The 24,361-nt window shown below is 66.2% G+C and carries 28 protein-coding genes; 6 read left to right on the top strand and 22 right to left on the bottom strand.

Translation table 11 applies throughout. The features are described from left to right. Positions 1-133: 133 nt before the first annotated feature. From I6N89_RS21475 to I6N89_RS21460, 4 genes are all read right to left on the bottom strand, one after another. Positions 134-529: a cupin domain-containing protein gene (locus I6N89_RS21475; protein WP_207020468.1), complete on the bottom strand. Its 396-nt coding sequence runs from the start codon at positions 527-529 to the stop codon at positions 134-136. Between the two features lie 24 nt (positions 530-553). Continuing rightward, positions 554-1,192, bottom strand: coding sequence for an NADPH-dependent F420 reductase (locus I6N89_RS21470; RefSeq protein WP_207020467.1), 639 nt, complete (start codon positions 1,190-1,192; stop codon positions 554-556). 18 nt (positions 1,193-1,210) lie between these two features. Beyond that, complete coding sequence (locus I6N89_RS21465) at positions 1,211-1,972, bottom strand: carboxymuconolactone decarboxylase family protein (RefSeq protein WP_207020466.1); 762 nt, start codon at positions 1,970-1,972, stop codon at positions 1,211-1,213. Between the two features lie 107 nt (positions 1,973-2,079). Next, entirely contained in the window at positions 2,080-2,976 is an 897-nt protein-coding gene (locus I6N89_RS21460) for a LysR family transcriptional regulator (protein ID WP_207020465.1), read from the bottom strand. Between the two features lie 206 nt (positions 2,977-3,182). Between I6N89_RS21460 and I6N89_RS21455 the strand changes: the two genes are divergently transcribed. Continuing rightward, positions 3,183-3,632: a cyclophilin-like fold protein gene (locus I6N89_RS21455; protein ID WP_236016768.1), complete on the top strand. Its 450-nt coding sequence runs from the start codon at positions 3,183-3,185 to the stop codon at positions 3,630-3,632. Between the two features lie 13 nt (positions 3,633-3,645). On the opposite strand, the gene I6N89_RS21450 is transcribed toward I6N89_RS21455, so the two are convergent. From I6N89_RS21450 to I6N89_RS21430, 5 genes are all read right to left on the bottom strand, one after another. Then, positions 3,646-4,020, bottom strand: coding sequence for a DoxX family protein (locus I6N89_RS21450; RefSeq protein WP_207020464.1), 375 nt, complete (start codon positions 4,018-4,020; stop codon positions 3,646-3,648). A gap of 61 nt (positions 4,021-4,081) precedes the next feature. After that, the gene (locus tag I6N89_RS21445) at positions 4,082-4,888 is read right to left on the bottom strand and encodes a ferredoxin--NADP reductase (RefSeq protein WP_207020463.1); all 807 of its coding nucleotides are present in this window, start codon (positions 4,886-4,888) and stop codon (positions 4,082-4,084) included. Positions 4,889-4,928: 40 nt separating this feature from the next. Continuing rightward, the gene (locus I6N89_RS21440; protein ID WP_207020462.1) at positions 4,929-5,477 is read right to left on the bottom strand and encodes a flavin reductase family protein; all 549 of its coding nucleotides are present in this window, start codon (positions 5,475-5,477) and stop codon (positions 4,929-4,931) included. Beyond that, on the bottom strand, positions 5,474-5,812 hold the full coding sequence (gene fdxA, locus I6N89_RS21435) for a ferredoxin FdxA (RefSeq protein ID WP_076706247.1): 339 nt from the start codon (positions 5,810-5,812) through the stop codon (positions 5,474-5,476). Before fdxA ends, I6N89_RS21440 begins: the two co-directional genes overlap by 4 nt. 82 nt (positions 5,813-5,894) lie before the next feature. After that, positions 5,895-6,497, bottom strand: coding sequence for a superoxide dismutase (locus I6N89_RS21430; protein ID WP_207020461.1), 603 nt, complete (start codon positions 6,495-6,497; stop codon positions 5,895-5,897). Positions 6,498-6,589: 92 nt separating this feature from the next. Here I6N89_RS21430 and I6N89_RS21425 point away from each other — a divergent pair, with 92 nt between their 5' ends. Genes I6N89_RS21425 through murB form a run of 3 tightly spaced genes read left to right on the top strand, consistent with a single transcriptional unit; the run spans position 6,590 to position 8,699 of the window. After that, positions 6,590-7,255 carry a helix-turn-helix transcriptional regulator gene (locus I6N89_RS21425; RefSeq protein WP_236016767.1) on the top strand — a complete coding sequence of 222 codons (666 nt, stop codon included), beginning with the start codon at positions 6,590-6,592 and terminating at the stop codon, positions 7,253-7,255. Next, entirely contained in the window at positions 7,252-7,716 is a 465-nt protein-coding gene (locus I6N89_RS21420) for a group III truncated hemoglobin (protein WP_207020460.1), read from the top strand. The genes I6N89_RS21425 and I6N89_RS21420 overlap by 4 nt, the downstream gene beginning before the upstream one ends. After that, positions 7,713-8,699 (top strand): UDP-N-acetylmuramate dehydrogenase, encoded by a 987-nt coding sequence (gene murB / locus I6N89_RS21415; protein ID WP_207020459.1) that lies wholly within the window; start codon positions 7,713-7,715, stop codon positions 8,697-8,699. The genes I6N89_RS21420 and murB overlap by 4 nt, the downstream gene beginning before the upstream one ends. A gap of 268 nt (positions 8,700-8,967) precedes the next feature. Here the strand turns inward: murB and I6N89_RS21410 are convergent, their stop codons facing one another. From I6N89_RS21410 to I6N89_RS21360, 11 genes are read right to left on the bottom strand one after another with little or no spacing between them, the layout of a single operon-like run. After that, entirely contained in the window at positions 8,968-9,525 is a 558-nt protein-coding gene (locus tag I6N89_RS21410) for a carboxymuconolactone decarboxylase family protein (protein WP_207020458.1), read from the bottom strand. Between the two features lie 37 nt (positions 9,526-9,562). Continuing rightward, a complete protein-coding gene (locus tag I6N89_RS21405; protein WP_207020457.1) occupies positions 9,563-9,961 on the bottom strand; it encodes a cupin domain-containing protein in 399 nt (132 codons plus the stop codon). 14 nt (positions 9,962-9,975) lie between these two features. Beyond that, entirely contained in the window at positions 9,976-11,391 is a 1,416-nt protein-coding gene (locus I6N89_RS21400; protein ID WP_207020456.1) for a 3-hydroxyacyl-CoA dehydrogenase NAD-binding domain-containing protein, read from the bottom strand. A 5-nt stretch (positions 11,392-11,396) separates the two neighbouring features. Then, complete coding sequence (locus tag I6N89_RS21395) at positions 11,397-12,401, bottom strand: NADPH:quinone oxidoreductase family protein (RefSeq protein WP_207020455.1); 1,005 nt, start codon at positions 12,399-12,401, stop codon at positions 11,397-11,399. 1 nt (position 12,402) lies between these two features. Further along, a complete protein-coding gene (locus tag I6N89_RS21390; protein ID WP_207020454.1) occupies positions 12,403-13,536 on the bottom strand; it encodes a CaiB/BaiF CoA transferase family protein in 1,134 nt (377 codons plus the stop codon). Between the two features lie 15 nt (positions 13,537-13,551). Beyond that, entirely contained in the window at positions 13,552-15,051 is a 1,500-nt protein-coding gene (locus tag I6N89_RS21385) for a 3-hydroxyacyl-CoA dehydrogenase NAD-binding domain-containing protein (protein WP_207020453.1), read from the bottom strand. After that, positions 15,048-16,214, bottom strand: coding sequence for an acyl-CoA dehydrogenase family protein (locus I6N89_RS21380; RefSeq protein WP_207020452.1), 1,167 nt, complete (start codon positions 16,212-16,214; stop codon positions 15,048-15,050). The genes I6N89_RS21385 and I6N89_RS21380 overlap by 4 nt, the downstream gene beginning before the upstream one ends. Then, a complete protein-coding gene (locus I6N89_RS21375; RefSeq protein ID WP_207020451.1) occupies positions 16,214-16,918 on the bottom strand; it encodes an SDR family NAD(P)-dependent oxidoreductase in 705 nt (234 codons plus the stop codon). The genes I6N89_RS21380 and I6N89_RS21375 overlap by 1 nt, the downstream gene beginning before the upstream one ends. Next, positions 16,911-17,684, bottom strand: a complete 774-nt coding sequence (locus tag I6N89_RS21370) for an enoyl-CoA hydratase/isomerase family protein (protein ID WP_207020450.1) — start codon at positions 17,682-17,684, stop codon at positions 16,911-16,913. The genes I6N89_RS21375 and I6N89_RS21370 overlap by 8 nt, the downstream gene beginning before the upstream one ends. A 3-nt stretch (positions 17,685-17,687) precedes the next feature. Next, positions 17,688-19,304 (bottom strand): class I adenylate-forming enzyme family protein, encoded by a 1,617-nt coding sequence (locus I6N89_RS21365; protein WP_207020449.1) that lies wholly within the window; start codon positions 19,302-19,304, stop codon positions 17,688-17,690. Between the two features lie 9 nt (positions 19,305-19,313). Next, positions 19,314-20,093 carry an enoyl-CoA hydratase-related protein gene (locus I6N89_RS21360; protein WP_207020448.1) on the bottom strand — a complete coding sequence of 260 codons (780 nt, stop codon included), beginning with the start codon at positions 20,091-20,093 and terminating at the stop codon, positions 19,314-19,316. A gap of 326 nt (positions 20,094-20,419) precedes the next feature. Here I6N89_RS21360 and I6N89_RS21355 point away from each other — a divergent pair, with 326 nt between their 5' ends. Next, a complete protein-coding gene (locus I6N89_RS21355; protein ID WP_207020447.1) occupies positions 20,420-21,472 on the top strand; it encodes an alcohol dehydrogenase in 1,053 nt (350 codons plus the stop codon). A 39-nt stretch (positions 21,473-21,511) separates the two neighbouring features. Then, entirely contained in the window at positions 21,512-22,657 is a 1,146-nt protein-coding gene (locus I6N89_RS21350; protein WP_207020446.1) for a C4-dicarboxylate TRAP transporter substrate-binding protein, read from the top strand. Between the two features lie 154 nt (positions 22,658-22,811). On the opposite strand, the gene I6N89_RS21345 is transcribed toward I6N89_RS21350, so the two are convergent. Together I6N89_RS21345 and I6N89_RS21340 are read right to left on the bottom strand one after the other, a co-directional pair. Then, on the bottom strand, positions 22,812-23,984 hold the full coding sequence (locus tag I6N89_RS21345) for a CaiB/BaiF CoA transferase family protein (protein WP_207020445.1): 1,173 nt from the start codon (positions 23,982-23,984) through the stop codon (positions 22,812-22,814). 149 nt (positions 23,985-24,133) lie between these two features. Next, a partial coding sequence (locus tag I6N89_RS21340; protein WP_207020444.1) for an electron transfer flavoprotein subunit alpha/FixB family protein occupies positions 24,134-24,361 on the bottom strand: 228 nt, incomplete at its 5' end.

The following is a 24,361-nucleotide window of genomic DNA, read 5'->3' as shown; positions in this document are numbered from 1 at the left end:
AAGGTAGAAACTTGACCTATGGGAACCCGCATGCCGAGCTGAGCAAAATCGCCGCGAAACGCAAATGCGCCGCCGGCATCTACCGGCGGCGCGAGGGGAGCTATCTGTAGGCGAGACCGCCCCTAAGGCGATCTCAGCCGTTGTAATCGGCGTCGGACACCTTCTCCATCCAGGTCACCGGGCTGCCGTCGATGCTTTCCTGAATGGCGATATGGCTCATCGCGGTCTCGGGCGAGGCGCCGTGCCAGTGCTTTTCCTCCGCCGGGAACCAGACGACATCGCCCTGGCGGATTTCCTCCACCGGGCCGCCCTCGCGCTGCACCAGACCGCGCCCGAAGGTGACGATCAGGGTCTGCCCCGCCGGGTGGGTATGCCAGGCGGTGCGCGCGCCGGGTTCAAAGGTGACATGGGCACCGCTGGTGCGGCCCGGTTCCTCGGCGGCAAAGAGCGGATCGACGCGGACGGTGCCGGTGAACCAGTCTTCGGGCCCCGGGTTCGACGGGGCGCTGCCGGAACGGATGATCTTCATGATGTCTCTCCTGTCTTTGCGCGGTCAGCCGCGCAGTTTCTCGAAACGGTAGGTCAGCGCCGGCCCGCCGGGCTGGCCATAGGCCAGCTCTGCGGTGACCATGGCGAAGGGCTCGACAAAGCGCGCATTGCGCAGCCGCCCGGTGTCGAGCGGCTCGAAGCCGATATCGCGGATCAGCCCGCCGGCCACCGCCTTGGCCTCTTCGTCGTCGCCATAGACCATGAGCTGCGGGCGCGGCGCGCGGTCCTTGCGGGCAAAGACCGGGGCAAAGCTCTCGGACGGGCTGGTGTTGAAGCAGGACACCCAGCGCGCGGCGGGGCGCATGCGGGCCAGTTCCTCGGCACCGGAGCTCTTGGTGCCGACGACCAGCTCGGTGTCGCTCTCGTTCAGCGGCACGCAGCAGTTGAGCACCACCTGCCCGGCCAGATCGCCGGCCTGCTCCAACACGTCGCCAACCCGCGACCAGTGCACCGACAGAAGCAGCGCATCGGCGCCCTGTACCGCCTCGGCGACCGTGCCGCTGCTCGCGCCGCTCTCGCGGGCGAGCCGGTCGAGTTTCGAGCGGCTGCGGGAATAGGCGAAACACACGTCATGGCCGCTGGCGGCCCAGAAACGGCCGAGCTTACCGCCCATCAGCCCCGATCCGAGAATACCGATCCTCATCGCGATCTCCTTGCGGTCTCAGCCCGCGCGATCTTCAAAGACCGCTTTTGCGACCGGCAGCGCCGAGAATACCTTGGGCCAGCCGGCGTAGAAGGCGAGATGCGACAGCATCGCGCCGGCCTCTTCCCGGGTCAAGCCGTTGTCCATGGCGCGGTTGAGGTGAAAGGTCATCTGCTCCGGCTGCCCGGCGGCGATCAGCGCCGCCACGGTGATCAGGCTGCGGTCGCGCGGCGCCAGATCGGGGCGCAGCCAGAGGTCGCGGAAGAGCAGCTCGCGGGTGTTGTCCACCACGCCCATGCTGACCGCGCCGTAATTGCCCTTCACCGTCTCCTCGCGCGCGGCCTCGGCCTCTTCGTCGAGCGGCAGCAGTTCCGGATCCGCGCCCGGCAGATCCGCCGCGGCGATGCCGCGCTCGGCAAAGACCGGTGCGGCGGCCTCGGCGGCGGCGGTGGCGTTGCCCCAGCCGGTGTAAAAGGCCAGATGGGTGATCGTTTCGGAGATCTCGGCGGGGGTCACACCCGCGTCGAGCGCCAGCGCGATATGATCGGCAAGCGCGCCCGTCTCGTGCCGTGTCATCAGCGCGGCAAAGGTGACAAGCGCGCGATCGCGGGTCGACAGAGCCTCATCGGCCCATTCCGCGCCGAACAGCGCATCAGCGGCATAGGCGTCGAGCGCCGGGGCCACCTGCCCCACCGCGTCAGGCAGCGTGCGCGCGGCCTCCTGCGCGATTGCGGAGCTGGTCACTAGGGCGATGGCCGAGGCGGCAAAGGGCAGTTTCATCGGGGTCTCCTTCCGGGGAATGATGGCTCCCCTCTGACATGGCCCGCACCGCGCCGATCTTAATAACCCGCGCAATCACGCCACTCATGACCCGTTCTCATGAATGCTCAGCCGCGCTCGCGCAGCCCCTCCAGCACCACCTCGAAGGCCGAGGACGGGCGCTGGCGGCTGGGATAGTAGAGGTGAAAGCCCGGAAAATAGGGGCAATAGCGCTCCAGGCAGAGTTGCAGCCGGCCCGCCGCCACATGCGGCTGCGCCAGCCGCTCGGGGATCAGCGCCAGCCCATGCCCGTCGAGCGCCGCCCGCAGCACCGGGTTGATCGTGTTGAAACAGGCCTGGCCCTGCACCTTGACGCGGATCTCGTTGCCGTCCTCGTCCTCGAACTCCCAGGCATAGAGCGCGCCATGGGTGGAGAGCCGCAGGTTGATGCAACGATGTCCGGTCAGATCCTGCGGCACCTCGGGGCTGCCCGCCTCTTCGAAATAGGCCGGCGCGCCGATGCAGACCATGCGCTCCTCCGGGCCGATGCGCATGGCGATCATGCCGTCGCTGACCTGCTCGCCGTAACGCACGCCCGCGTCGCATTGCGCGCTGGCCAGATCGGTATAGCCGTAATCCATGACGAACTCGATATTCACCGTCGGATAGCGCTTCAGCACCGGCGAAAGTTTGGGCCAGAGCAGGCTTTCGATGGCGTATTCGGTGGCGGCGATGCGCACGGTACCGGTCGGCTGGTCGCGCGCGTCGTTGAGCGCCATGAGCCGGGTTTCGATCTTTTCGAAGCAGGGATTGAGCGTGGTCAGCAGATCCTCGCCCTCAAGCGTCGGCGCCACTGCCCGCGTCGTGCGGGTCAGCAGGCGCAGGCCGAGGCGCTTTTCCAGCCCCTTGATCGTGTGGCTCAGCGCCGATTGCGAGACGTTGAGCCGCGCCGCCGCGCGGGTAAAGCTGCGCTCTTCGGCGACGGCGGCAAAGGCGATGAGATCGTTGATGTTTTCGCGCAGCATGGGCGGACGGGCTCCGGGGATGCGGGATCGGGTCTGCCCTTGATATATGAGGCTTGCTCATAAAGTCGATGGATTATGCGGCGCGCGGGTCCGCGGAGGCGTGTCGCCCACTCATGACCCCGGCTCATGGGTGGAAGTATTCCGCGCGGCATGACCTCGCCGCCTGCGTCGCCTATATCTGTGACAGAGCCAGGAAAGGAGATCGCATGCCCGGCGCTATGCTCACACGGATCGGTGCGGTGTTTGCCGCCGCCTGCCTTCTCTCCGGCCCGCTGTCGGCCGAGACCACGAAAGGAGCCACCATGACCCGCATTCAGATCGTCATCGACGACACCGTTCTGCCCGCGACGCTCGACGACAGCACCGCCGGGCGCGATTTCGCCGATATGCTGCCGCTCGACCTGACGCTGAGCGACTATCACAGCACCGAAAAGATTGCCGATCTGCCGCGCAAGCTCGACACCAGCGGCGCGCCGGCGAGCTACAAGCCCGAGACCGGCGACATCACGCTCTACGCGCCCTGGGGAAACCTGGCGATCTTCTACAAGCCCTTCCAGTCCTCGCGCGGGCTGGTGCGGCTCGGCGAGATCGACGGGCCGCTCGACGCGCTGCTGAAGGACGGCAGCTACCCCGCCCGGATCGAACTGGCGGAGTAGCCCGCGCCCGGCCTCATCCCTTGGGTGAAAAGCCCTTTGTCTGCGCGCGGCGGCGGGTGATCCAGGCGTTTACCGCCACCAGCGCCAGCACGATCAGCGGCGCGATGGCGTGGTCGTATTCGCCGTTCAGAGCAACCGTCGCCGCCGCGCTGATCATGATGCCGGCGGCCAGAAGGCTACCGATATAGCGCGTCATCGGCGCCGCGATCAGCACCGCCGCGAGCCATTCCAGCGCGCCGGTGAGATAGTGAAAGCGCGGGGGATAGCCCCAGCGCTGGTAATCCGCGGCGATATCGGGCGAGGCAAAGATGTTCAGCGTGCCCCCCACGACAAAGAAGCCGGCCAGCAGCCACGCAAACAGATTTTCCCCATATGTCGGTTTTTTCATGTCCTCGACTTTCCTGTAGCGAGGGGCCACCCGCCCCCCGGAATGTGCCCTGCCGCCGTGCTCAGCCGGCGATGGCGGGTTCTGTGATGTAATCGCCGGGATCGCGGCGCGTGCCCGCGCGCAGCCCGGCCTCTTGCAGGATCGCCCGCGTATCACGGATGAGCCCGGGCGCGCCGCAGACCATCACCCGGTCATGCTCCGGATCGAAGCCGGCGAGCCCGAAGGCCGCGAAAAGGCGCCCGTCCCGCAGATGATCGGTGACGCGGCCCATGCGCGGCGATGCCCCGCGCGTCGTTGTGGCATAGTGCCGGAACCGCCCGCCGGCGAAGCGGCGGATCAGCGGATCGGTCTCGATGCCCCTTGCCAGCGCCATGCCAAAGCTCAGCCCGGTGGGCTGCGCGCAGGTCTGGGTGAGGATCACCTCATCGAATTTCTGATAGGTCTCCGGATCGCGGGCGAGGCTCGCGAAAGGCGCGACCCCTGTGCCGGTCGCGATCAGCCAGAGCCGGCTCCCCGGCAGCAGCGCGTCGCGCACCAGCGTGCCGGCGGGTTTCGGGCGCAGCATCAGCGTATCGCCCGGGCGCAGCTGTTGCAGCGGGTCCGAGAGCCCCTCTTCGCCCGGTCTCCGCGCCACGTAGAATTCCAGCTCGCGCTGCCAGGCCGGGCTGGCGATGGCGCAGGCGCGGATGGCCGGCCCGCCGGCATTCGTCAGGCCCACCGTCGCGGTCTGGCCCGAATGGAACCGGAACCCGCGCTGCCGCGTGGTGCGGACCGAGAACAGCCGGTCGTCGTAGTGCCGGACAGAGAGCACGCGCTCGGCCAGCGCGCCGTCGGGAAAGAAGCTGGTCCGGGTCGGGCTCGCGGTCATGGGAAACTCCGGCAGTATGTCACGGGGGCGCCACATCGGGTCACAGCGGGTAGACCGAATTGTAGCGGCGGTGATGCCAGACCAGCGGGCTGCGGCTGTAATCGAGCGCGATGTCGCGCACGCCCCCGGCAAAGAGGATATGCCCCGCAAGGCCGATCTCGCCGATCACAGCGCAATCCATGATCGCCACGGCCTCGTCGAGCCGGGGCTGCCCGGACTGCCAGGCGCCCCAGCTGCCCGCGTCAAAGCGCTCCTCGGGCGGCAGCTTGCCGGCAAAGGCATCGGCCACCGTCTGCTGCGTCTCGGACAGCATGGCAAAGGAAAAGCCCTGCTCGCGCCGGATCAGCGCCGCCAGCGGCGAGGCCGCGTCGATGGACACAAGGATCGCCGGCGGCTCGACGCTGAGCGACATCGCCGCGGTCACCGTGCGGCCGAGCCGCTCCTCGCCGCCGCGCGCGGTCACCACGCAGGCATTCGCCGCGAGCGAGGCCATGGCGTCGCGGAAATCGCGCCGTTCGATATCGCTGCGAAAATCGCGGTCGAGGCGCAGATCCACCGCTGCGGAAATGGTCGAGATGGTCGAGGTCATGAGCCGTTCCCCGGATTGGGCGAGAACATCGTCTTGAGCTTGTCGGGCACGCCATCCATGGCGTCGGCATTCTCCGGCGGCTCGCCGCGTTCGAGGATGACCGGCCAGATCTCGGAATATTTCCGGTTGAACTCGACCCAGCGGTCCATGTCCGGATCGGTATCCGGGCTGATCGCCTCGGCGGGGCATTCCGGCTCGCAGACGCCGCAATCGATGCATTCGTCGGGATGGATGACCAGCGTGTTCTCGCCCTCGTAGAAACAATCCACGGGGCAGACCTCGACGCAGTCCATGTACTTGCAGGCGATGCAGTTCTCGGTGACGACGTAAGTCATAGGGGTCTCTTGCTGCGGCAGAAATCCGCCCTGCCACGGACGGGGGAGCACATGATCCGTGGCAGGACGTTTCCAGCCCCGCTCAGGCGAGGTTGGATTCGGCGAATTCGTAATTCGCGAGGTTGTCGAGGAAGTTGGTCACGTAATCCGGGCGACGGTTGCGGAAATCGACGTAGTAGCTGTGTTCCCAGACATCGAGACCCAGCAGCGCGGTGCCTTCGCCGGTGGCCAGCGGGTTCACGCCGTTCGGGGTCTTGGTCACGCCGAGCGAGCCGTCGGATTTCTGGATGAGCCAGGCCCAGCCCGAGCCGAACTGGCCCACGGCGGCCGCCTTGAACGCGTCCTTGAACTGATCGACCGAGCCGAAGGCCTCGACCAGCTTGGCTTCCAGCGAGCCGGGGATGCCGCCGCCATTCGGCGCCAGCGCGTTCCAGAAATGGATATGATTCCAGTGCTGGCCGGCCTGGTTGAAGATCCCGGCGCGGGCCTCGTCGCCATAGGTCGCGGCGATGATCTCTTCCAGCGACTTGCCTTGCAGGTCGCCATTGGCCTCGACGAAATTGTTCAGCGCGGTGACATAGGCCTGGTGGTGCTTGTCATGGTGCAGCTCGAGCGTTTCCTGGCTCATGCCGCGTTCGGCCAGAGCGGAGTGCGAATAGGTCAGTGCGGGCAGTTCAAAAGCCATTTTCTTTCTCTCCTTCTGAGCCGGTGCTTGCGTCGCCCGACTCGTTTCGGTATTTAATCCAAGCAAGTGCTTTGAAAAATATCGGAGCGAATATGTCAAGCGACGAGTTGGAAAAACATGCCTGGACTCCGCGGGCGCCGTCCGAGCGCATTCTCATGGCGCTCAAGATGCACGGGGCGTTGACCTCGGCGCAGATGGGCCGGCGGCTGGAGATCACCGGCGAGGCCGCGCGCCAGCAGCTTGTGAAGCTGGCCGAGGACGGGCTGGTGCGCGACGAGCGCCGCTCTGCCGGGCGGGGTCGGCCCTCGACCTACTGGCACCTGACCGAGAAGGGTCAGGCACGGTTTCCCGACAGCCACGCGGCGCTGACGGTCGAGCTGTTGCGCTCGATTCGCGAGGTTCTGGGTGAAGAGGCGTTGACCCGGATCATTGGCGCCCGCGAGGCCGGCACCCAGGCACTCTATCATGCTGCGCTTGCCGATGGCGGCAGCCTGCGTGACCGGGTGACGAAGCTCGCCAAGCTGCGCTCCGAAGAGGGCTATATGGCCACCGCCGAAGAGGCCGGCGACGGCAGCATGATGTTGATCGAGAACCACTGCCCGATCTGCGCCGCCGCCACGATCTGCCAGGGCTTCTGCCGTTCCGAAAAGGCGGTGTTCGAAAGCGTTCTGGGCGAGGGCACCTCGGTCGAGCGGGTCGAACATATCGTCAAGGGCGGGCGGCGCTGCACCTACCGGATTACGGAGGCGCGCCCATGACCGGGCATCCGCGCGCCAGCAAGGCGCCGAAACCCGCCGAGGCCATCGCCGAAGGGCTCGACGAGGCGATGATCCGCCGCGTCGTCCGGCGTTTCTATGCCATGGCGCGCGAGGACGAGGTGATCGGGCCGATCTTTCGCAAATACGTGCCGGATGCGCGTTGGGAAACCCACCTGGAGGATATCGAGACCTTCTGGTGCGCCTCGCTGCTCAGCAGCCGCCGCTACGAGGGCCGCCCGATGCCCCGGCATCTGGCCATCACCGAGCTCGACGATTCCCATTTCATGCGCTGGCTGGCGCTGTTTCGCCACACGGTCACCGAGCTTTGCCCGCCGCTGACGGCGGCGCTGTTCATCGACCGCTCCGAGCGTATCGCCAATTCCTTCCGCATCAATATTGCCATGCATCGCGGCGAAGACCTGGTCTTTCAGCCGCCCCTGAAACGCGAAACCTATCCGTGACACTCAAAGACCAATTCGACCTCTCGGCACGCAACACGCTGGGACTGTCTTCGCATGCGCGCTATGGCGGGGTGCTGCCCGATGCCGGTGCGATGATCGAGGCACTTGCTTTTGCACAGGACCGGGGCCTGCCCTTTCACTTTCTGGGCGGCGGCAGCAATTGCGTGCTCGCCCCGCAGATCGAGGCGGTGGTCGGGGTCTCGGGCATGACCGGGCGGTCGATCGACACCAGCGCGCCGGACGCCGTCCGGGTGACGGCACAGGCCGGGGAAAGCTGGCCCGGGCTGGTCGAGTGGTGTGTGGCGCAGGGCGCCGGCGGGCTGGAGAACCTTGCGGGCATCCCCGGCACGGTGGGCGCCGCGCCGATCCAGAATATCGGCGCCTACGGGGTGGAGCTTTCCGACATCTTCGAGTCGCTCATCGCCTTCGACACCGAGACCAGCGCCTTCCGCCGCTTCGACAGGGCAGCCTGCCGCTTCGCCTATCGTCACAGCCTGTTCAAGGAAACGCCGGGTCGCTACATCGTGACCGAGGTGACGCTCGCCCTACCCCGTCCCTGGCACCCGGTGCTGCGCTATGCGGGGCTCGACACGCTGCCCGCCGGCAGCGATGCCGCAGCGATCATGCGCACGGTTCTGGCCCTGCGCGGTGCCAAGCTGCCGGATTGGCGTCAGACCGGCAATGCAGGATCGTTCTTTCACAACCCCATCGTGCCGGAGGCAGAGGCCGCACGTTATGCCGAGGTGCCGGGGCATGCCGTCGAGGGCGGCCGCAAGCTCTCGGCGGGGTGGCTGCTGGAGGCCAGCGGGCTCAAGGGCTATCGCTGCGGCGATGCGGGGTTCTCCGAGAAACACGCGCTGGTTCTGGTAAACCATGGCCGCGCGACCTTCGAGGATGTCACCCAACTCGCGGCGACGGCGGTAGAGAAGGTGCGCGAGCGCTTCGGCGTGACGCTGGTACAGGAGCCGGTGACGCTCGGCTGAGCGGCGCGGCACGGTGGGCAGAGTGCCCACCCTACATTCTGAACGTTGCCCTGGCGCGGAACAAGCCCGAAGGGCGCCGCGCCATCGCCGGCCCGTCCCCCGGGCTGGCGATTTGGTGACCTCAGTACGACGTGTCGAGGTCTCTCGGACTTGGCCGGGATAAATCGAGAGGCTCGGAGCTTGGCTCGCCAACCCACGGGCCGGCGATGGCGCGGCTCACCCGAGCGTGACGCCGTAGGGTGGGCAATCTGCCCACCGCACCAGCCCCTTACCCCTCCGTCTTCCGAAACGCGCTGTAGAGGTTCACATAGCCCTTCTCCACCCGCTTCTTCGCGTGGCGCGCCGCCACTTCCGGGTCGAGCGGCTCGAACCCGCAGCCGGCCACCAGCCGGTGCATGAAGGCCGCCCGCCCGGCCACGGCGATGGCACCGTGCAGCGCCGCCTCGTCCCAGCCGGCGGCGAAGACCGCATCCGCATCGGCCTGCGTCATCTCCGTCGGAGACAGCATCAGCTTGCGCACGAAACGCAGCAGCGGTTTCAGCTTCTCCTCCACCGGCGCGCTGTCCACATCCTCGACCAGCCGGTCAAGCAGCCCGCGCTCGTAGCCCCAGGCATAGGCCACCTCGGAATGGCCGGTGAAGACAAAACCGTTGCCCGAGACCCCCGCCGCATAGGCGAGGATCAGCTCGCGCTCGGCGGGGCTCAGCGGCGAGGGGCCGTTCATCAGCGCCTGGCTCATCTCGGAGAACGGACCGTAGATCTCCTTGTACTGCTTGAAGACATTCGGCGGCCCGGCATTCTCGGGCAGGGATTTCAGGAAGGGCATGGCGCCTCCTTTCATGGTCGTGATGGCACGGCACTGCTCAGCCCGCGAGATACTCCTCGTCGGTGACATGCTCCATCCAGTCCACCGCCGAGCCGTCGATATACTCGGTGACGGCGATATGGGTCATGGCGGTGGTCTCGGTGGCGCCGTGCCAGTGCTTTTCGCCCGCCGGGAACCAGATCGAATCCCCCGGCGCGACCTCCTGCCTCGGCTGGCCCTTGCTCTGCACCCAGCCGCGCCCGGCTGTGACAATCAGGATCTGCCCCGCCGGATGCGTATGCCAGGCGGTGCGCGCGCCCGGCTCGAAGGTGACGAGCCCGGTGCTGACACGACCCGGCGCCTCGGACCCGATCAGCGGGTCGCGGCGGACGGTGCCGGTGAAACTCTCGGCGGGCGCCCAGGAGGACGGGCCGGAGGCGGCGCGGTTGATCTTCATGGCATGATCTCCTGTCAGTCGGCTTCCATGCGCAACGCCATCGAGGCGCGATAGCGCGGATCGCCGGTCAGCTCGTGAATGGCGTCGAGCACCGAGAGCACCCGGCCAAGGCCGATCTCGCGCGCCCAGCCGATGGGGCCCTTGGGATAGTTCACGCCAAAGCGCATGGCCTTGTCGATCCCCTCCTCGTCGGCGACACCCTGAAGCTTTGCCTCGAAGCCTTCATTGGCCAGCATCGCCACGGTGCGCATCACCACCAGCCCCGGCCAATCCGGCAGGCGCGTGCCGGTGAGGTCGCGCATCGCCAGCGTCGCGGCAAAGCGTTTCAGAACATCCTCGCCCACCTTCGCAGAGGCGGCAAAGCCCAGCCGTTTGCCGTCGGCGCCGAGGTCATAGACGATCACCGGCTGGCCCAGCTCTTTCGCGAGCTGCCTGGCGGTGCGCCCGTCGGTCAGCCGGATCGCGGTGCCGCCGGCCTCTTCACTGCCGCTGAGCGCCAGCCCGTCGAACCCGTCGGCCCGGCCCGCCGGCGCGGGCGCGGCGGGCTGCGGCACCTCGGCGCCTTCGGAATAGTCGTAAAAGCCACGCCCGGTCTTGCGCCCCAGCCGCCCGGCATTCACCAGCTCGAGCTGCGCGATGGAGGGGCGAAAGCGCGGTTCCTGATAATAGGCCTCGAAGACCGAGGTGCTGACCGCATAGTTCACGTCATGCCCGATCAGATCCATCAGCGTGAACGGCCCCATGCGGAACCCGCCGCCCTCGGTCAGCAGCGCATCCAGCGTCGCCGGATCGGCCACCTGCTCCTCGTAAAGCCGCAGCGCCTCGGCGTAATAGGGCCGGGCGACACGGTTGACGATGAAACCGGGGGTGGATTTTGCATGCACCGGGATCTTGCCCCAGGCCTCTGCGGTGTCAAAGACGGTCTGCGCCACGGCGGGATCGGTGGAGACGCCGGAAATCACCTCGACCAGCTTCATGACAGGGGCGGGGTTGAAGAAATGCATCCCCACAAGCCGGCCGGGCCGCTTCAGGTCGCGCCCGATGGAGGTGACCGAGATCGACGAGGTATTGGTGCCGAGGATCGCGTCCTCGCCCATGATCCCCTCAAGCTGGGCAAACAGCTCGCGCTTGACCTCCAGCTTTTCCACGATGGCCTCGACCGCCAGCGCGGCATCGGCGAAGGCGTCGAGCGAGGGCGCGACCTCGATGCGGCCCACCAGCGCGGTCACATCCGCCTCGCTCATCTTGCCGCGCGCGACCAGCTTTTCCAGCCCCTTGGCGATGCGCGCCCGGCCCTTTTCCGCCGCGCCCTCGAAGGCGTCGTAGAGCAGCACCGGATGCCCCGCCGCTGCCGCCAGTTGCGCGATCCCCGCGCCCATGGTGCCCGCGCCGATAACGCCCACACTGCGAGATGTGTCGATCCCTGCCATTCGGGTCACTCCCCCCGGTCTTTTGTTGTCAGAATGATCTTGCCCGAGACCTTCGCCGCCTGAAGCCCGGCCAGTGCTACCGCGAATTGCGACAGCGGCAGCGTGTCGGCGATGCGCGGCGCCAGCTTGCCCTCGGACCAGAGCTGGAAGATCTGCGCCTGCGCGGCCTGCACCCGGTCAAGCTGGCGGGCGCGGTAGTCGGTCCATTGCACGCCGCCGACGGTGATATTCTTGACCAGCAGGTAATTGCCGCCGAATTGCGGGATCTGGCCGGAGGCAAAGCCCACCACGATCAGCCGCCCGCACCAGGCCATGGCGCGCAGCGCCGCCGCCGAGGCGTCGCCGCCCACCGGGTCGATGACCACATCTGCCCCGTGCCCGCCGGTGGCTTCTTTCACCACGTCGCGCATACCGTCGCGCAGATTCTCCATGCCGGTGTCGACCACCGCGTCGGCGCCGAACTCCCGCGCCAGCGCGGCGCCCTTTTCGCCACGCGTCGCCGCGATCACCGTGCCCGCGCCAAGCGCCCTGGCAAGCTGCACCGCTGCCATGCCGACACCGCCGGTGGCGCCCAGCACCAGCACAGTGTCGCCGGGGGTCATCGCCGCGCGGTCGGTCAGCGCAAAATACGCGGTCTGGTAGACGAGACCGAAGGCCGCCGCCACATCGAAGGGCAGATCGTCCGGCATCGGAAAACAGTAGCCCGCCGGCAGCGCCAGCTTCTCCGCATAGGTACCATAGCTCGGCAGCACCATGACGCGCTGCCCGACGCTGAGGCCCGTCACCCCGGCCCCGAGTTTCGAGACAATGCCCGCGCCGGCAAGGCCGGGCGAAAAGGGAAAGGGCGGCTTTTTCTGATACTTGCCCTCGATATAGAGGATATCCGGGAAATTCGCCTCCGCCGCTTCGATATCGACGACAACCTCGCCCGCGCCCGGTTCCGGGTCGGGCAGATCGCCATATTGCGCCTGATCGAAGGGGGTGAATTCACGAACGATGACGGCTTTCATGTCAGTCCTTTCCCCCGGGCGCGGGGCCGAGGCAGCTATCTGTGTCGGCGCCCAAAGCGGGGGCGCTGCGGGGCGCATCGCCGCCCTCGCGGAAGCCCGGGATCACCGGCACCGGCAGGGCGGGCATTTCCTCGCCCGCCGCACTGGCAATCCTGGCGGCAAAGACGCCACGCTCGCGGAAATGCGGGTCTGCCATGGCCTCCTCCAGCGTCCGGACGATGGAGCAGCAGCAATCGGCGGCCTCGAAGATCGGCGCCCAATGTGCCGCACTCTGGCTGCGCAGGATGGCGGCAACGCCCGCAGTGGTGGCCTCGGGATCCTTGCTGTCGTCGCGCAGCGCGGGATCGAGCCCGATGGCCTCGCAGAACGCCTCCCAGAACTTCTGTTCTATGGGGGCGATGGCGGCGAAACGGTCGTCGGCGGTGGGGAAGAGCCGGTAACGCGGCGTGCCGCCGGTCACCAGCGCGTCGCCATTGCCCGGCCAGTCGCCGGTGACCTGCCCCTCGCCCTGCGCCCAGTAGAGGAAGGGAAAGAGGTTTTCCGCCATGGCGATATCGATCTGCGCGCCCTCGCCGGTCTTTTCCCGGCGCCAGAGCGCCATGAGAATATTGACCAGCGCCGGATAGGTGCCGCCGGCGATGTCGGCGGTGAGCGCGGGCGGCATCACCGGCACCTCGGGCGTGCCGAGGCTCAGCGCCGCCATGCCCGCGTCGCCCTGATAGTTGAGGTCATGCCCCGCGCTCATAGCCTTCGGCCCGGTCTGGCCATAGCCGGTGATCGAGCAATAGATGATGTCGGGGTTGATCGCTTTCATATCCTCGTAGGACAGGCCCAGCCGCGCCATGACGCCCGGCCGGAACTGCTCCATCACGATATCGGCGCTCTCGATGAGCGGCACCAGCCGGGCGCGCTCCGCCGGATCCTTGAGATCCAGCGCGATGCTCTTCTTGCCCCGGTTCAGCAGGTGAAAGTTGGAGCTGTCGCTGCCGCCCCATTTCGGCACATAGCTGCGCATCTCTTCGCCGCGCCCCGGGCGCTCGACCTTGATCACCTCGGCCCCGGCTTCCGCCAGAATGAGGGTCGCCATCGGCCCCGGCAGCAGGGTCGAGAAATCCAGCACACGGATACCGCTCAACGCGCCTTTCATGGCTCAGCCCCGCGCTTTGGCAACCACGGCGGCACGCGCAGGCGCATAGCCGGGCTGGCCGGACATTTCCTGCAAGGCGGTGGTCACGTCATAGTGGCGCCCAAGCCCGCCACGCTGGACCCGCTCCAGCGGCCCGTCGGGATAGCCGAGCCCCATGCAGCAGGTCTTGTCCATGTCCTCCGCCGTCGCCAGCCCCTCGTCGAGAAAGCGCAGCGCGTCGTTGTATTTGGGGCGGACAAGCCGGTCGATGATGCGGCCCGGCTGGTCGGCGCAGACCACCACGTCAAAGCCCGCCACCTCGAACACCGCGCGCGCGGCGGCGAGCGCCTGCGGGTCGGTATTGGGCTGTTTCACCAGCTCGATCAGGTTCGACGGCGCGTCATTGCCGTTGCGGTAGCGGGCAAAGCCCACGGCGTTGGAGCCTTCGCGGCCCAGATCCTCGCCGGTATGCACGCCCAGACATTCGGTATCGAGCTCGACCAGCACGGCGGTCTTGCTGTCGTCGGGCGCAAAGCCGCCGCCAAGGTGGATCGTCACCGGCGCGCCCTCGGCACCGCCCGACAGGAACGCGTCGCCCGCCGGGAAGGAGCGGCTTTCGCCGGTGCCGACAATGGCATAGCCCGGCGCCTCGGTGGCTTTCTCGGAGGTCAGCCCGGTCAGCAGGCCGGAGCCCGACTTGTTACCGAGACGCCCCGCCGCGACCATCCGCCGGCAGAGCGGCGGCACGGCGGCGCGCTTGTCGAGCGTGATCGGATAGAACGCCTCGCCCAGACGCACCTGCGTATCCAGCCCGATGAGGTCGAGCAGCGTGCAGGGCCCCATCTTGTAGCCGAGCCCGGACTTGATCGCGATGTCGAGGTCCTCGGGCGTGCAAAGCCCCGCCTCGATGGCGCGGATCACGTCGTTGTTGAACGGCACCAGCAGCGCGTTGAGGATGAAACCCGGCTTGTCCTGGGTTTCCACCGGGATCTGTTTGCAACTCTCGGTCCAAGCCCAGGCGGTACTAAAGGTCTCGTCCGAGGTGTTGATGCCGCGCGACATCTCAATGAGCTTCATCACCTGCGCGGGCAGGCAGAAATGCATGCCCACCACCTTGTCGTCACGGCCGGACCCGCCGGCGATCTCGGTGATCGAGAGGGTGGAGGTGTTCGACGCAAAGATGGTCTCGGGCTTGCAGATCTCGTTCAGCTTGCCGAAGAGCTCTTTCTTGACGCCCAGATCCTCGAAGATCGCCTCGATGATCAGGTCGCAATCGGCCAGCTCGTTCAGGTCGGTGCTGTCGGACATGCGGGCCATGGTGGCCTCTTTATCCTCGGCGCTCATCCGGCCCTTGTCGACGGATTTGCCGAAAAACTTGTCGGCGGCGGCGCGCTGGCGGGCCAGCGCATCGGCGGACATGTCGAAACAGACGGTCTCGTACCCGCCGCGCGCCGCGACGATGGCGATGCCCGCGCCCATGGTGCCCCCTGCCCCGCAGATGGCGACTTTCTTGATACCGGTCATTTTGTGATGAAACTCCGTCCGATGAGTTGGCGGTGGACCTGGTTGGTCCCTTCCCAGATCTGGGTGATCTTGGCGTCCCGCATCAGCCGTTCCGCACGGTAGTCGCGGCAATAGCCGTAGCCACCGTGGAACTGCACGCATTCCGTGGTCATCTTCATGGCGAGATCCGAGGCGCGCAGCTTGGCCAGCGAGGCCTCCATGCCGAAATCGCTCTCTCCGGCCTCGACCAGATCGGCCACGTAATCGAGCCATTTCTCGACCATCAGCAGCTCGCCCGCGAGATCGGCCAGGGTGAACTGGTTGCCCTGGAATTCCAGAACCTTCTTGCGGCTCTGCACACGGTCGTTGCCATAGGCCACCATGTCCTTGAAGGCCGCCCTTGCGACCCCCAGCGCATGCGCCGCCACCGAGGGGCGCGAGCGGTTCAGCGAGCCGAGCAGGATCTTCAGCCCGTCGCCCGGCTCGCAGAGCAGGTTGGCGCGCGGCACGCGGGCGCCGTCGAAGGCCAGCGTGCAGGTGGAAGAGCCGTTATGGCCCATCTTCTTTTCCTTGCCGACGACGGTGAAGCCCTCGGTGCCCTTCTCAAGGATCAGCGCCGAGATGGATTTCTTCGGATCGTCGATTTCCGACCATTTGCCGAACACAAGATACCGGTCCGCCACATCGCCGTTCGAGATAAAGCACTTGCCGCCCTTGATGACGATGTCGTCGCCATCGGGGGTAAAGCTGGTCTTCATGCCGGTGGCGTCCGAGCCGGCGGTGGGCTCGGTGATCGCCAGCGCGCCCAGACCGCCCTCGGCGATGCAGGGCAAGAGGCGCTCTTTCTGCTCTTCGCTGCCGTATTCGATCAGCGGCTTCATGCCGTGGTAATTGGTGGCATAGATGATCCCGGTAGAGGCGCAGGCCTCCGAGATGATCGACACGATCTCCAGATAGAGCCGGAAGCGCATCGGCATGCCGCCGTATTCCTCGGGCACGAACACCGCGTTCAGCCCCAGCGCGTTGATCGCCTCGACGTTCTTCCAGGGGAACTCGCCGGTGGCGTCGATATGTTCGGCATTCGGCGCGATGACCTCATCGGTCATGCGCTGGACCTGATCGAGGATCGCCTGTTCGTCCTCGTCCCATTTGCGCGTGCCGAGCACGCGGTCATACATGTTCATCAGTGGTTCATCCCTTGTGCGCCGTCGATGTAGATGGTCTCGCCGGTCAGGAAGTTGATCTCTTCGGCAAAGAGCGCGGCCACCAGTTTCGCCACGTCCTCGGGCTTGCCGGGGGCGCCGGTGGGGATGCGGCTCTTCATCCATTTCTGGACCTTCTCGCGCGCGAGGAACTCGCGGTTCAGGTCGGTCTCGATATAGCCCGGCGCCACGGTCATCACGCGGATGCCGTCGCTGGCCCATTCCACCGCCATGCAGCGGGTCATCGCCGCGACAGCGGCCTTGGAAGCGCAATAGGCGAGGTTGTCGGGCACGCCCATCTTGTCGAAGAACGAGCCGATATTGACGATGGTGCCGCCGCTTTCGCGCAGATGCGGATAGGCCTCGCGCGCCGCCACCATGACGGCGGTGGTGTTGAGCGCGATGGTGGTGTTGAAGCTCTCCACCGTCAGCCCGGCAATCGGCCCGCCGATATGCACGCCCGCGTTGTTGACCAGCCCCGCAATGGGGCCGCGCGCGGCGATCTCCTCGAAGGCGGCCTTCACCCCCGCCTCGTCGGTCATGTCACAGGCGATCTGATGGCCTACCGGGCCGGATCTCGAGCGCGACAGGCACACGATGGGATAGCCGCGGCGTTCCAGCTCGGCGGCGATGGAGGCGCCGATCCCCTTGGAGGCGCCGGTTACGACGATCTGTCCCTTAGCCATCCTTGAACTCCGGTTTGCGTTTCTCTTCGAAGGCGGCCATGCCTTCCTCTGCGTCCTGCGTGCGGTAGGCGAGCGTCGAGAGCTCCGCCTCGACGCGCAGCCCCTCGGCCAGCGGCAAGTCGGCGGCGCGCTGAACGGCGCTGCGGGCAAAGCCGAGCGCCGGCAGGCTGTAGCGGGTGAACTTGCCGGCAAATTCCAGCCCCGCCTGCATCAGGTCACCTTCGACCACGGCATTGACCAGGCCGATGCGCTCGGCCTCGTCGGCCTTGACGTTGCGCCCGGTCATGATGATTTCCAGCGCCCGTCCCTCGCCGATGAGGCGCGGCAGGCGTTGGGTGCCGCCATAGCCGGGGATGAGCCCCAGCTTGATCTCGGGCAGGCCGAACACCGCGTTCTCCGAGGCCAGCCGGAAGGTGCAAGCCAGCGCCAGTTCCGAGCCGCCGCCAAACGCATAGCCATTGACCAGCGCCACCGAGGGCACCGGCAGCGTGTCGAGCCTGGCGAATACGCTCTGCCCCAGCTCGGCGCCGCGCAGTTGGTCCATCAGCGGGCGGTTGCGCAGCTCCTTGATGTCGGCACCGGCGCAGAAGGATTTCTCGCCCGCGCCGGTGATCAGCAGCGCGCGCACTCCCTCCATCGCAGCCACCTCGTCAAAGGCGGCGCCGATGTCGCGGATGATCGCGAAGCTCAGCGCATTGAGCGCCTCGGGGCGGTTCAGGGTCAGAACGGCGCAGTCGCCGTTCCGGGTGAGGTCAACAACGGACATGTGTCAGGCCTTTTCTTCGACGTAGCGCACGGGTTCGGGAGAGATCTCGCCGCGCTTCACCATCTCGGTCAGCTCGCGCTTGAGGATCTTGCCGCTGGCGGTCAGCGGCAGCTCGGGCAGCGCGAGGAACCACTCGGGCATGTCGAATTTCGACAGCCCCTCCCGGGCGAGGTGATGCAGCATCTCGCGCGCCTCGACCTCGCCGATCACCGCGAGGCAGACCTTTTCGCCCAGCCGCTCGTCGGGCACGCCGAAAGCGGCGGCCTTCTCGACGCGGGAATGGGTCAGCGTCAGCGACTCGATGCGCGAGGGATAGATATTGTGCCCGCCGCGAATGATCAGATCCTTCACCCGCCCGTCGATGCGCAGATTGCCATGCGCGTCAAAGGAGCCGAGATCGCCCGACAGCAGATAGCCATGCGCATTGAAGGTCTTTTCCGTCGCCGCCTGATTGGCGAAATAGCCCAGCATCATCGCCGCCCCGCGCCCGCCGATCTCGCCGGACTGGCCCTGTGGCAGTTCCTTGTCGGGGTTTTCGGGATCCCAGATCTTGACCTCATAGGCCGGCCCGCCGCGTCCGCAGGTCGAGATCCACACATCCTTGCTGTCGTTCGGATGGGTGTATTGATGCGAGGAACATTCGGTCATGCCGTAGATGTTCTGCGGCGCGATGCCCTGATCGACAAAGTTCTGCGCCACCACCTCGGGGATCGGCGAGCCCGCCATATAGAAGGTCTGCACCTGTCCGATCCGCGACATGCCGCGCTTTTTCTGCTCGGCGAGAATGTCCATCGCATGGGTCGGCACGCCCAGCACATAGGTGGCGCCGGTCTCGACGATCCAGTCGAGCCGGCTCATGCCCTCGGGCGGATCGTCCATGACGAGCTGCCCGCCGCAGACCAGCCACTGCCCCAGCGCAACCCAGGCGATGTGATGCGAGAACGGGCTGAGCGTCAGGATGACGCTGTGCTCATCCAGCGCCCAGTCGCGCGCCAGATCGCGGGCATTGGCCAGCAGCGTATTGCAGGAATGCATGACGCATTTCGGCTTGCCCGTGGTGCCCGAGGTAAAGGCCAGATAGGCGATGCTGTCAGGGTTGGCATGCGGCTGCCGGTTGAGCTGGGTGATATGCTGCGGGAAATTCTTCGGCGTGTAGACCTTCCGCAGAAAGGGCAGCCCGGCGATCATCGCGTCGAAATCCTGCGCCTTGCGGTCGGCGCCCCAGCCGTCTTCGGTGACCAGCGCCTTGGCGCCGAGCTCGGTCAGCAGATCGACGATCTCGGCGCAGGTATAGCTGCGGTGCAGCGAGGGGTTGCAGGCGATGCCTTCGCGCGAACAGGCGAGGAAGGCGATCACCACCTCAACCCGGTTCGACATCCAGATCGAGATACGGTCGCCCGCCACAAGGCCCTTTTCGACCAGATCGTCGGCCATGGCATCGCTGCGCGCCTTCAGGCTCTGCCAGTCGAGCGTATCGCGACCGTCGCGCAGTGCCACGCCGTCGGGGTTGGTCTCGGCGTGCTGCGCGAGCTGCTGGTAGAAGGTCTCGTCCTGCCAAAGCCCCGCATCGTAATATTGCCGGGCCGCCGAAGGATCGTGAAGCGTCAGAAACGGTCGCATGACGTCACCTCAATGGCCGAACTTGGTGGGGTCGGGCGATTTGCGGGAGTTGAAGCTTTCGTTCAGCTCCTTGTGCTCCTCGCTGCCGAGATACTGCGTCAGCAGCAGATCGTGAGTGACCCGGCTGAGCCCGCCCACGCCGCCATGGCGCGCATTGAAGGCGCCCTTGATCGCGGCCAGCGCGAAAGAGCCGCGCTCGGCGATCTCCAGGGCGAATTCGCGGGTCTTCTCTTCGAGCTGATCGTCCGGCACGACGCGGTTGATCATGCCGATCTCTTTCGCCTCGGCGGCACTCATCTTCTTGTTGCAGTACCAGATTTCCTTGGCGCGCTTCTTGCCCACCAGGTCCTCCAGATACCAGGTGCCGTAGCCCGCATCGAAAGAGCCCATCATCGGGCCGACCTGACGGAAGACCGCACTTTCCTTGGCGATGGTCACGTCGCAGACCACCTGAAGCACGTTGCCGCCGCCCACGGCAAAGCCGTTGACGCTCGCCACGACCGGCTTTTGCAGCTTGTCGATGGCCTCGTACATCTCCAGCACCGGCAGCGTGCCGGCGTAGAGATTGGTCTTTTCCATCCCGTCCTTCTGGCCGCCGATGCAGAAGAACCGGTCGCCCGCGCCGGTCAGCACCACCACGCGGGTGCGCGTCTCGCGGCGGATGCCCTCGATGCAGTCGCGGATCTCGTGGCACATGGTCTCGGTGAACATATTGCCGTTTTCCGGTCGGTTCAGCGTGATCTTGGCGATCGGCCCGTCTTCCTCAAACAGGATCTGGCTAAAGCTCATGGTCTTCGCTCCTTGGTCTCGGGCCGCGCCGGCGGCGCCCGTCATCTCGTTTTGCCCGCAGTCGCAACAAACGCCAGCCGGGCCGGATTGGCCAGATGGCGACAGTTTGCCTGCGGTTTCTTCACCTTAGATGGCGCTGCCGCACAGCGCCGGGCTCTGACAGCGGATACGCAATAGCCGTGCCAGCGCAGAGGCCGCGCCCCGGCATCCGACGCAGCGGAAGTGCTGAAATCCGCACCGATCCCGGCACGCAACTTTACATTTCCACCTTGGCACGGGGTTTGCGAGCCACAAATGTAAAGTCAATTTGTACTATGGGAGAGAAAATGTACTGCGAATGCATGCAGCATTTCGGACAGCCCCTTGTCCATGAAACCCGCGACGATCCGGCGCCCACGGGCAGCGAGGTTCTGCTGCGGATCACCGCGGCGGGGCTGTGTCACAGCGATCTCCATATCCATAGCGGCGAATACGATCTCGGTCACGGCCGCAAACTGAATTTCGCCAGCCGCGGGCTGGAGCTTCCGGTGGTGCTCGGCCACGAGATCGCGGGCCGGATCGAGGCCGCAGGGCCCGAGGCGCAGCATCTCGATCCGGCGCGCAACTATGTGGTCTATCCCTGGCAGGGCTGCGGCAAATGCCGGGTCTGCCTGGAGGGGCGGGAGAATTTCTGCCCCAGCCCGCGCAATCTCGGCTTTCACGCGGATGGCGGCTTTGCCAGCATGATCCGGCTGGCGCATCCGCGCTATCTCTTCGATATCGGCGATCTCGACCCGGCGATTGCGGCGCCGCTCGCCTGTTCCGGGCTGACCTCGTTTTCCGCGCTGAAAAAGGTGCAGGAGACCATCGCCGAAGTGCCGCTGGTGATCATCGGCGCCGGCGGGCTGGGGCTGATGTGCATCGGGCTGGTGAAGGCGCTGGGTGGGCTGCCCCCCGTGGTGGTCGATATCGACCCGGCCAAGCGCGAGGCCGCGCTGACCGCCGGCGCCGGCCGTGTGATCGACGGCACCGCCGAGGACGCCATGGCGCAGATCCAGACCGCCTGCGGCGCCACCATCCCCTCGGTGATCGACTTCGTCGCCGCACCCGCCACCGCCAGCATGAGTTTCGATCTGGTCGGCAAGGGCGGCAAGGTGATCCTGGTCCGGCTCTTCGGCGGCGCCTCCGACTGGCCGCTGCCGCTCATCCCGCTCAAGGCGGTGAGCATCATCGGCTCTGTCGTCGGCAGCCTGCCCGAGTTTCAGGAGCTGATCGACCTCGCGCGCGCGGGCAAGGTGCCGCCACTCCAGACAACCACCTATCCGCTCGACGAAGCGAATGACGCCATGCACGCGCTGGAGGAGGGCCGCATCGTCGGCCGCGCGGTTCTGGTGCCCTGATCCACAGGGGCATTTTTTCATCACAGGGAGGAGTACAAGATGAAGAAGACACTCAGGAAACTGCTCACCGGAAGCTGCCTCGCGGCGCTCCTGTCGGCGGGCGGCATGGCCTCGGCCAAGGATCTGACCTTTGCGGTCGGCTTCCCATCGGGCAGCACGGTGGTGCAGAGCCTCGAGAAATTCGTGGCCAAGGTCGCCGAGAACGGCGGCCCGGGCATCAAGCTCTATCCTCTGTCGCTGCTGGATCTGAAACAGACAGGTCCGGGCCTGCGTGACCATATCGTGGACATGGGCTATGTCATCATGCCCTATCACCCGGCGGAATATGCCAACAGCAACCTCGGCGCCGATCTCAACATGCTCTCCACCGTCGGAGACCGCATCGACGCGCCGGGCTTTGCCATGACCGGGGCGCTCACCGAATACATCATGCTGGAATGCCCCGAATGCGCGGCCGAGTTCGCCCGCGAACGGCAGATTTACCTGGGCAGCATCTCGACCCACGATTACGCGCTGCTCTGCACCACACCGATCCGGCAGGTCTCGGACCTCGCGGGGAAAAAGCTGCGTGTGGCCTCGGCCAACTGGGGCCGTTGGGCCGAAGCCATGGGCGCCACCCGCGTCAGCATCTCGGCCAACGAGACCTATGAGGCGCTGAGCCAGGGTGTGGTCGACTGCACCGTGGTGCACCCCGCCGACCTGCTCGACCTGCAACTCATGGACGTGACGAAATACGTGACCCTGGGCGTGCCCGGCGGGCTCTTTGTCGGTGTCGGCGCGGCGAACATCAATATCGACGCCTGGCGCGGGCTGTCTGAGGAGGAGCGCGTCGCGATGCTGAAAGCGGCGGCCTATAACAGCGCCGAGCTGAGCTATAACTATTATGTCCGCCCGATGGAGGCGCTGGAGACGGCGCGCGAAGAGGGCATCGAGATCATCGAGTCCGGGCCGGAACTGACCGAGGCGACCGAGGCCTTCGTCGCCGACGATACCGCGGTGATCGCCGAGCTTTTCACCGAGAATTACGGGGTGGAGAACGCTGCCGAAAAGGTCGCCAAGGTCAGCGCGCTGGTCGAGAAGTGGAAGGGCCTGACCAGGGATGTCAAGGATGTGGACACGCTCGCAAAGCTCTATGAGGACGAGATCTTTTCCAGGATCGACCCGACGAGCTACGGCATGAACTGAACGCCTGAACAGTGAGACGATTCAGCAGGGCGGGCCTTCGGGCCCGCCCTTTTTGCGTGCGGAACGGTGGGCAGATTTCCCACCCTACGAACGCGGCCGAGTATGTAGGGTGGGCAATCTGCCCACCGCCCACAAGCCCGACCGCATAGATCCGCTATTCTCCGAGGATCTCGTCGTTATGCTCGCCCAGCAGCGGCGGCAGACCGCGCGGGATGCAGGGCGCATCGTCGATCTGGATGCCCAGACCGATCTGCGGAACCACCCGCCCCTCGCCATCCTCCAGCGCAAAGAACAGCCCGCGCGCCTGCAATTCGGCATCGCCGGCCACCTCGTCCACGCGGTTGATCGGCCCGGCGGGGATGCGCGAAGAGGCGAACACCTCCAGCCAGTCCGCGCGCGGGCGGGTCTTGAGGATCTCCTGAATCCGCCCGACGATCTCGGCCCGGTTCTCGCGCCGCAGCGCATTGCTGGCGAATTCCGGGCGCTGCCCGTACTCCACATCGCCCATCGCGCTCCAGAACCGCGCCCAGATCGCATCCGAACCGAGCCCGAGATTGATCGGCAGATCCGCCGTATCGAAGGGCTGATAGATCGCGATCACGCTATCCGTTCCGCCCGAGCGCACCGGCACCTCGCCGGAGCCCAGATAGGACGAAATCCGGCAGGTCAGAAAGCGCGTCATGCTCTCGACAAGGCTGATGTCGATCTTGTGGCCCTGGCCCGTGCGCTGACGGTCCATCAGCGCCGCCATCGTCGCCATCGCCGCATCCTGACCTGCCAGCATATCCGCCGCCGGCGCACCGATCTTCTGCGGCGCACCCTCGCCCGCGCCGGTGATATCCATGATCCCGGAATAACCCTCGGCAATGAGGTCGTAGCAGGTCAGCTCGGCGCGCGGCCCGCTCAGCCCGAAGCCGGTGATCGAGACAAAGATCAGATCCTCGCGCGCCTCTTTCATGTGCGCGTAATCGAGCTTCAGCTTGCGCTGCACATCGGGCGGCTGGTTGGTCACAAAGACATCCGCCTCCGAGACCAGCTTCATCAGCGCCGCGCGGCCCTCGTCGCTGCGCAGGTCCATGACGACGCTTTTCTTGTTGCGGTTGACGGCGGTGAACCACAGCGCCTGCCCGTCGAGAAACGGCGGCCCCCATTGCCGTGCGTCGTCGCCGCTCGCGCGTTCGACCTTGATCACATCGGCGCCGAAATCCGACAGCAGCATGGTGCCGTAGGGGCCCGCAACCGAGGTCGTCAGATCGACGACGCGAACACCGGACAAAAAGCCGAACGCCGACCCGGTCTTGACCCGGGGCAGAGCGTAACCGGGCACCGCATCATGCGTTTCTGAATCTTGCTCATGTGTTCGCATTTTCTGTCACCTAATTCTGTCACAGGGTAAAACGACGCAATAATCGTGCCAGAGAGACATCTTTCAGCGCGCCGCGTCGTAGGGTGGGCAATGCTGCCCACCCCTCGCGCTCAGAGCTTTTCGGTCAGTTCCGGCACCGCCTGGAACAGGTCGGCAACGAGGCCGTAATCGGCGACCTGGAAGATCGGCGCCTCTTCGTCCTTGTTGATCGCGACGATGACCTTGCTGTCCTTCATCCCCGCAAGGTGCTGAATCGCCCCGGAAATCCCGCACGCAATATACAGATCCGGCGCCACGACCTTGCCCGTCTGACCGACCTGCCAGTCGTTCGGCGCAAA

The sequence above is a fragment of the Salipiger abyssi genome, assembly GCF_017311415.1.
In the GTDB taxonomy this organism is placed as follows: Bacteria; Pseudomonadota; Alphaproteobacteria; order Rhodobacterales; family Rhodobacteraceae; genus Salipiger; species Salipiger abyssi_A.
Note: the sequence above shows the minus strand (reverse complement) of the source record. Positions and strands in the feature narration are given on the sequence as shown.

Bases quoted from the DNA above. Each gene is read 5' to 3' on its own strand.
- I6N89_RS21355 (WP_207020447.1), top strand. From the start codon at position 20,420: ATGTACTGCGAATGCATGCAGCATTTCGGACAGCCCCTTGTCCATGAA.
- I6N89_RS21370 (WP_207020450.1), bottom strand. From the start codon at position 17,684: ATGTCCGTTGTTGACCTCACCCGGAACGGCGACTGCGCCGTTCTGACC.
- I6N89_RS21350 (WP_207020446.1), top strand. From the start codon at position 21,512: ATGAAGAAGACACTCAGGAAACTGCTCACCGGAAGCTGCCTCGCGGCG.
- I6N89_RS21365 (WP_207020449.1), bottom strand. From the start codon at position 19,304: ATGCGACCGTTTCTGACGCTTCACGATCCTTCGGCGGCCCGGCAATAT.
- I6N89_RS21475 (WP_207020468.1), bottom strand. From the start codon at position 529: ATGAAGATCATCCGTTCCGGCAGCGCCCCGTCGAACCCGGGGCCCGAA.
- I6N89_RS21360 (WP_207020448.1), bottom strand. From the start codon at position 20,093: ATGAGCTTTAGCCAGATCCTGTTTGAGGAAGACGGGCCGATCGCCAAG.
- I6N89_RS21385 (WP_207020453.1), bottom strand. From the start codon at position 15,051: ATGACCGGTATCAAGAAAGTCGCCATCTGCGGGGCAGGGGGCACCATG.
- I6N89_RS21445 (WP_207020463.1), bottom strand. From the start codon at position 4,888: ATGACCGCGAGCCCGACCCGGACCAGCTTCTTTCCCGACGGCGCGCTG.
- I6N89_RS21425 (WP_236016767.1), top strand. From the start codon at position 6,590: ATGTCAAGCGACGAGTTGGAAAAACATGCCTGGACTCCGCGGGCGCCG.
- I6N89_RS21440 (WP_207020462.1), bottom strand. From the start codon at position 5,477: ATGACCTCGACCATCTCGACCATTTCCGCAGCGGTGGATCTGCGCCTC.
- I6N89_RS21455 (WP_236016768.1), top strand. From the start codon at position 3,183: ATGCCCGGCGCTATGCTCACACGGATCGGTGCGGTGTTTGCCGCCGCC.
- I6N89_RS21400 (WP_207020456.1), bottom strand. From the start codon at position 11,391: ATGGCAGGGATCGACACATCTCGCAGTGTGGGCGTTATCGGCGCGGGC.
- I6N89_RS21450 (WP_207020464.1), bottom strand. From the start codon at position 4,020: ATGAAAAAACCGACATATGGGGAAAATCTGTTTGCGTGGCTGCTGGCC.
- I6N89_RS21430 (WP_207020461.1), bottom strand. From the start codon at position 6,497: ATGGCTTTTGAACTGCCCGCACTGACCTATTCGCACTCCGCTCTGGCC.
- fdxA (WP_076706247.1), bottom strand. From the start codon at position 5,812: ATGACTTACGTCGTCACCGAGAACTGCATCGCCTGCAAGTACATGGAC.
- I6N89_RS21465 (WP_207020466.1), bottom strand. From the start codon at position 1,972: ATGAAACTGCCCTTTGCCGCCTCGGCCATCGCCCTAGTGACCAGCTCC.
- I6N89_RS21380 (WP_207020452.1), bottom strand. From the start codon at position 16,214: ATGAACATGTATGACCGCGTGCTCGGCACGCGCAAATGGGACGAGGAC.
- I6N89_RS21420 (WP_207020460.1), top strand. From the start codon at position 7,252: ATGACCGGGCATCCGCGCGCCAGCAAGGCGCCGAAACCCGCCGAGGCC.
- I6N89_RS21470 (WP_207020467.1), bottom strand. From the start codon at position 1,192: ATGAGGATCGGTATTCTCGGATCGGGGCTGATGGGCGGTAAGCTCGGC.
- I6N89_RS21395 (WP_207020455.1), bottom strand. From the start codon at position 12,401: ATGAAAGCCGTCATCGTTCGTGAATTCACCCCCTTCGATCAGGCGCAA.
- I6N89_RS21460 (WP_207020465.1), bottom strand. From the start codon at position 2,976: ATGCTGCGCGAAAACATCAACGATCTCATCGCCTTTGCCGCCGTCGCC.
- I6N89_RS21410 (WP_207020458.1), bottom strand. From the start codon at position 9,525: ATGCCCTTCCTGAAATCCCTGCCCGAGAATGCCGGGCCGCCGAATGTC.
- I6N89_RS21375 (WP_207020451.1), bottom strand. From the start codon at position 16,918: ATGGCTAAGGGACAGATCGTCGTAACCGGCGCCTCCAAGGGGATCGGC.
- I6N89_RS21405 (WP_207020457.1), bottom strand. From the start codon at position 9,961: ATGAAGATCAACCGCGCCGCCTCCGGCCCGTCCTCCTGGGCGCCCGCC.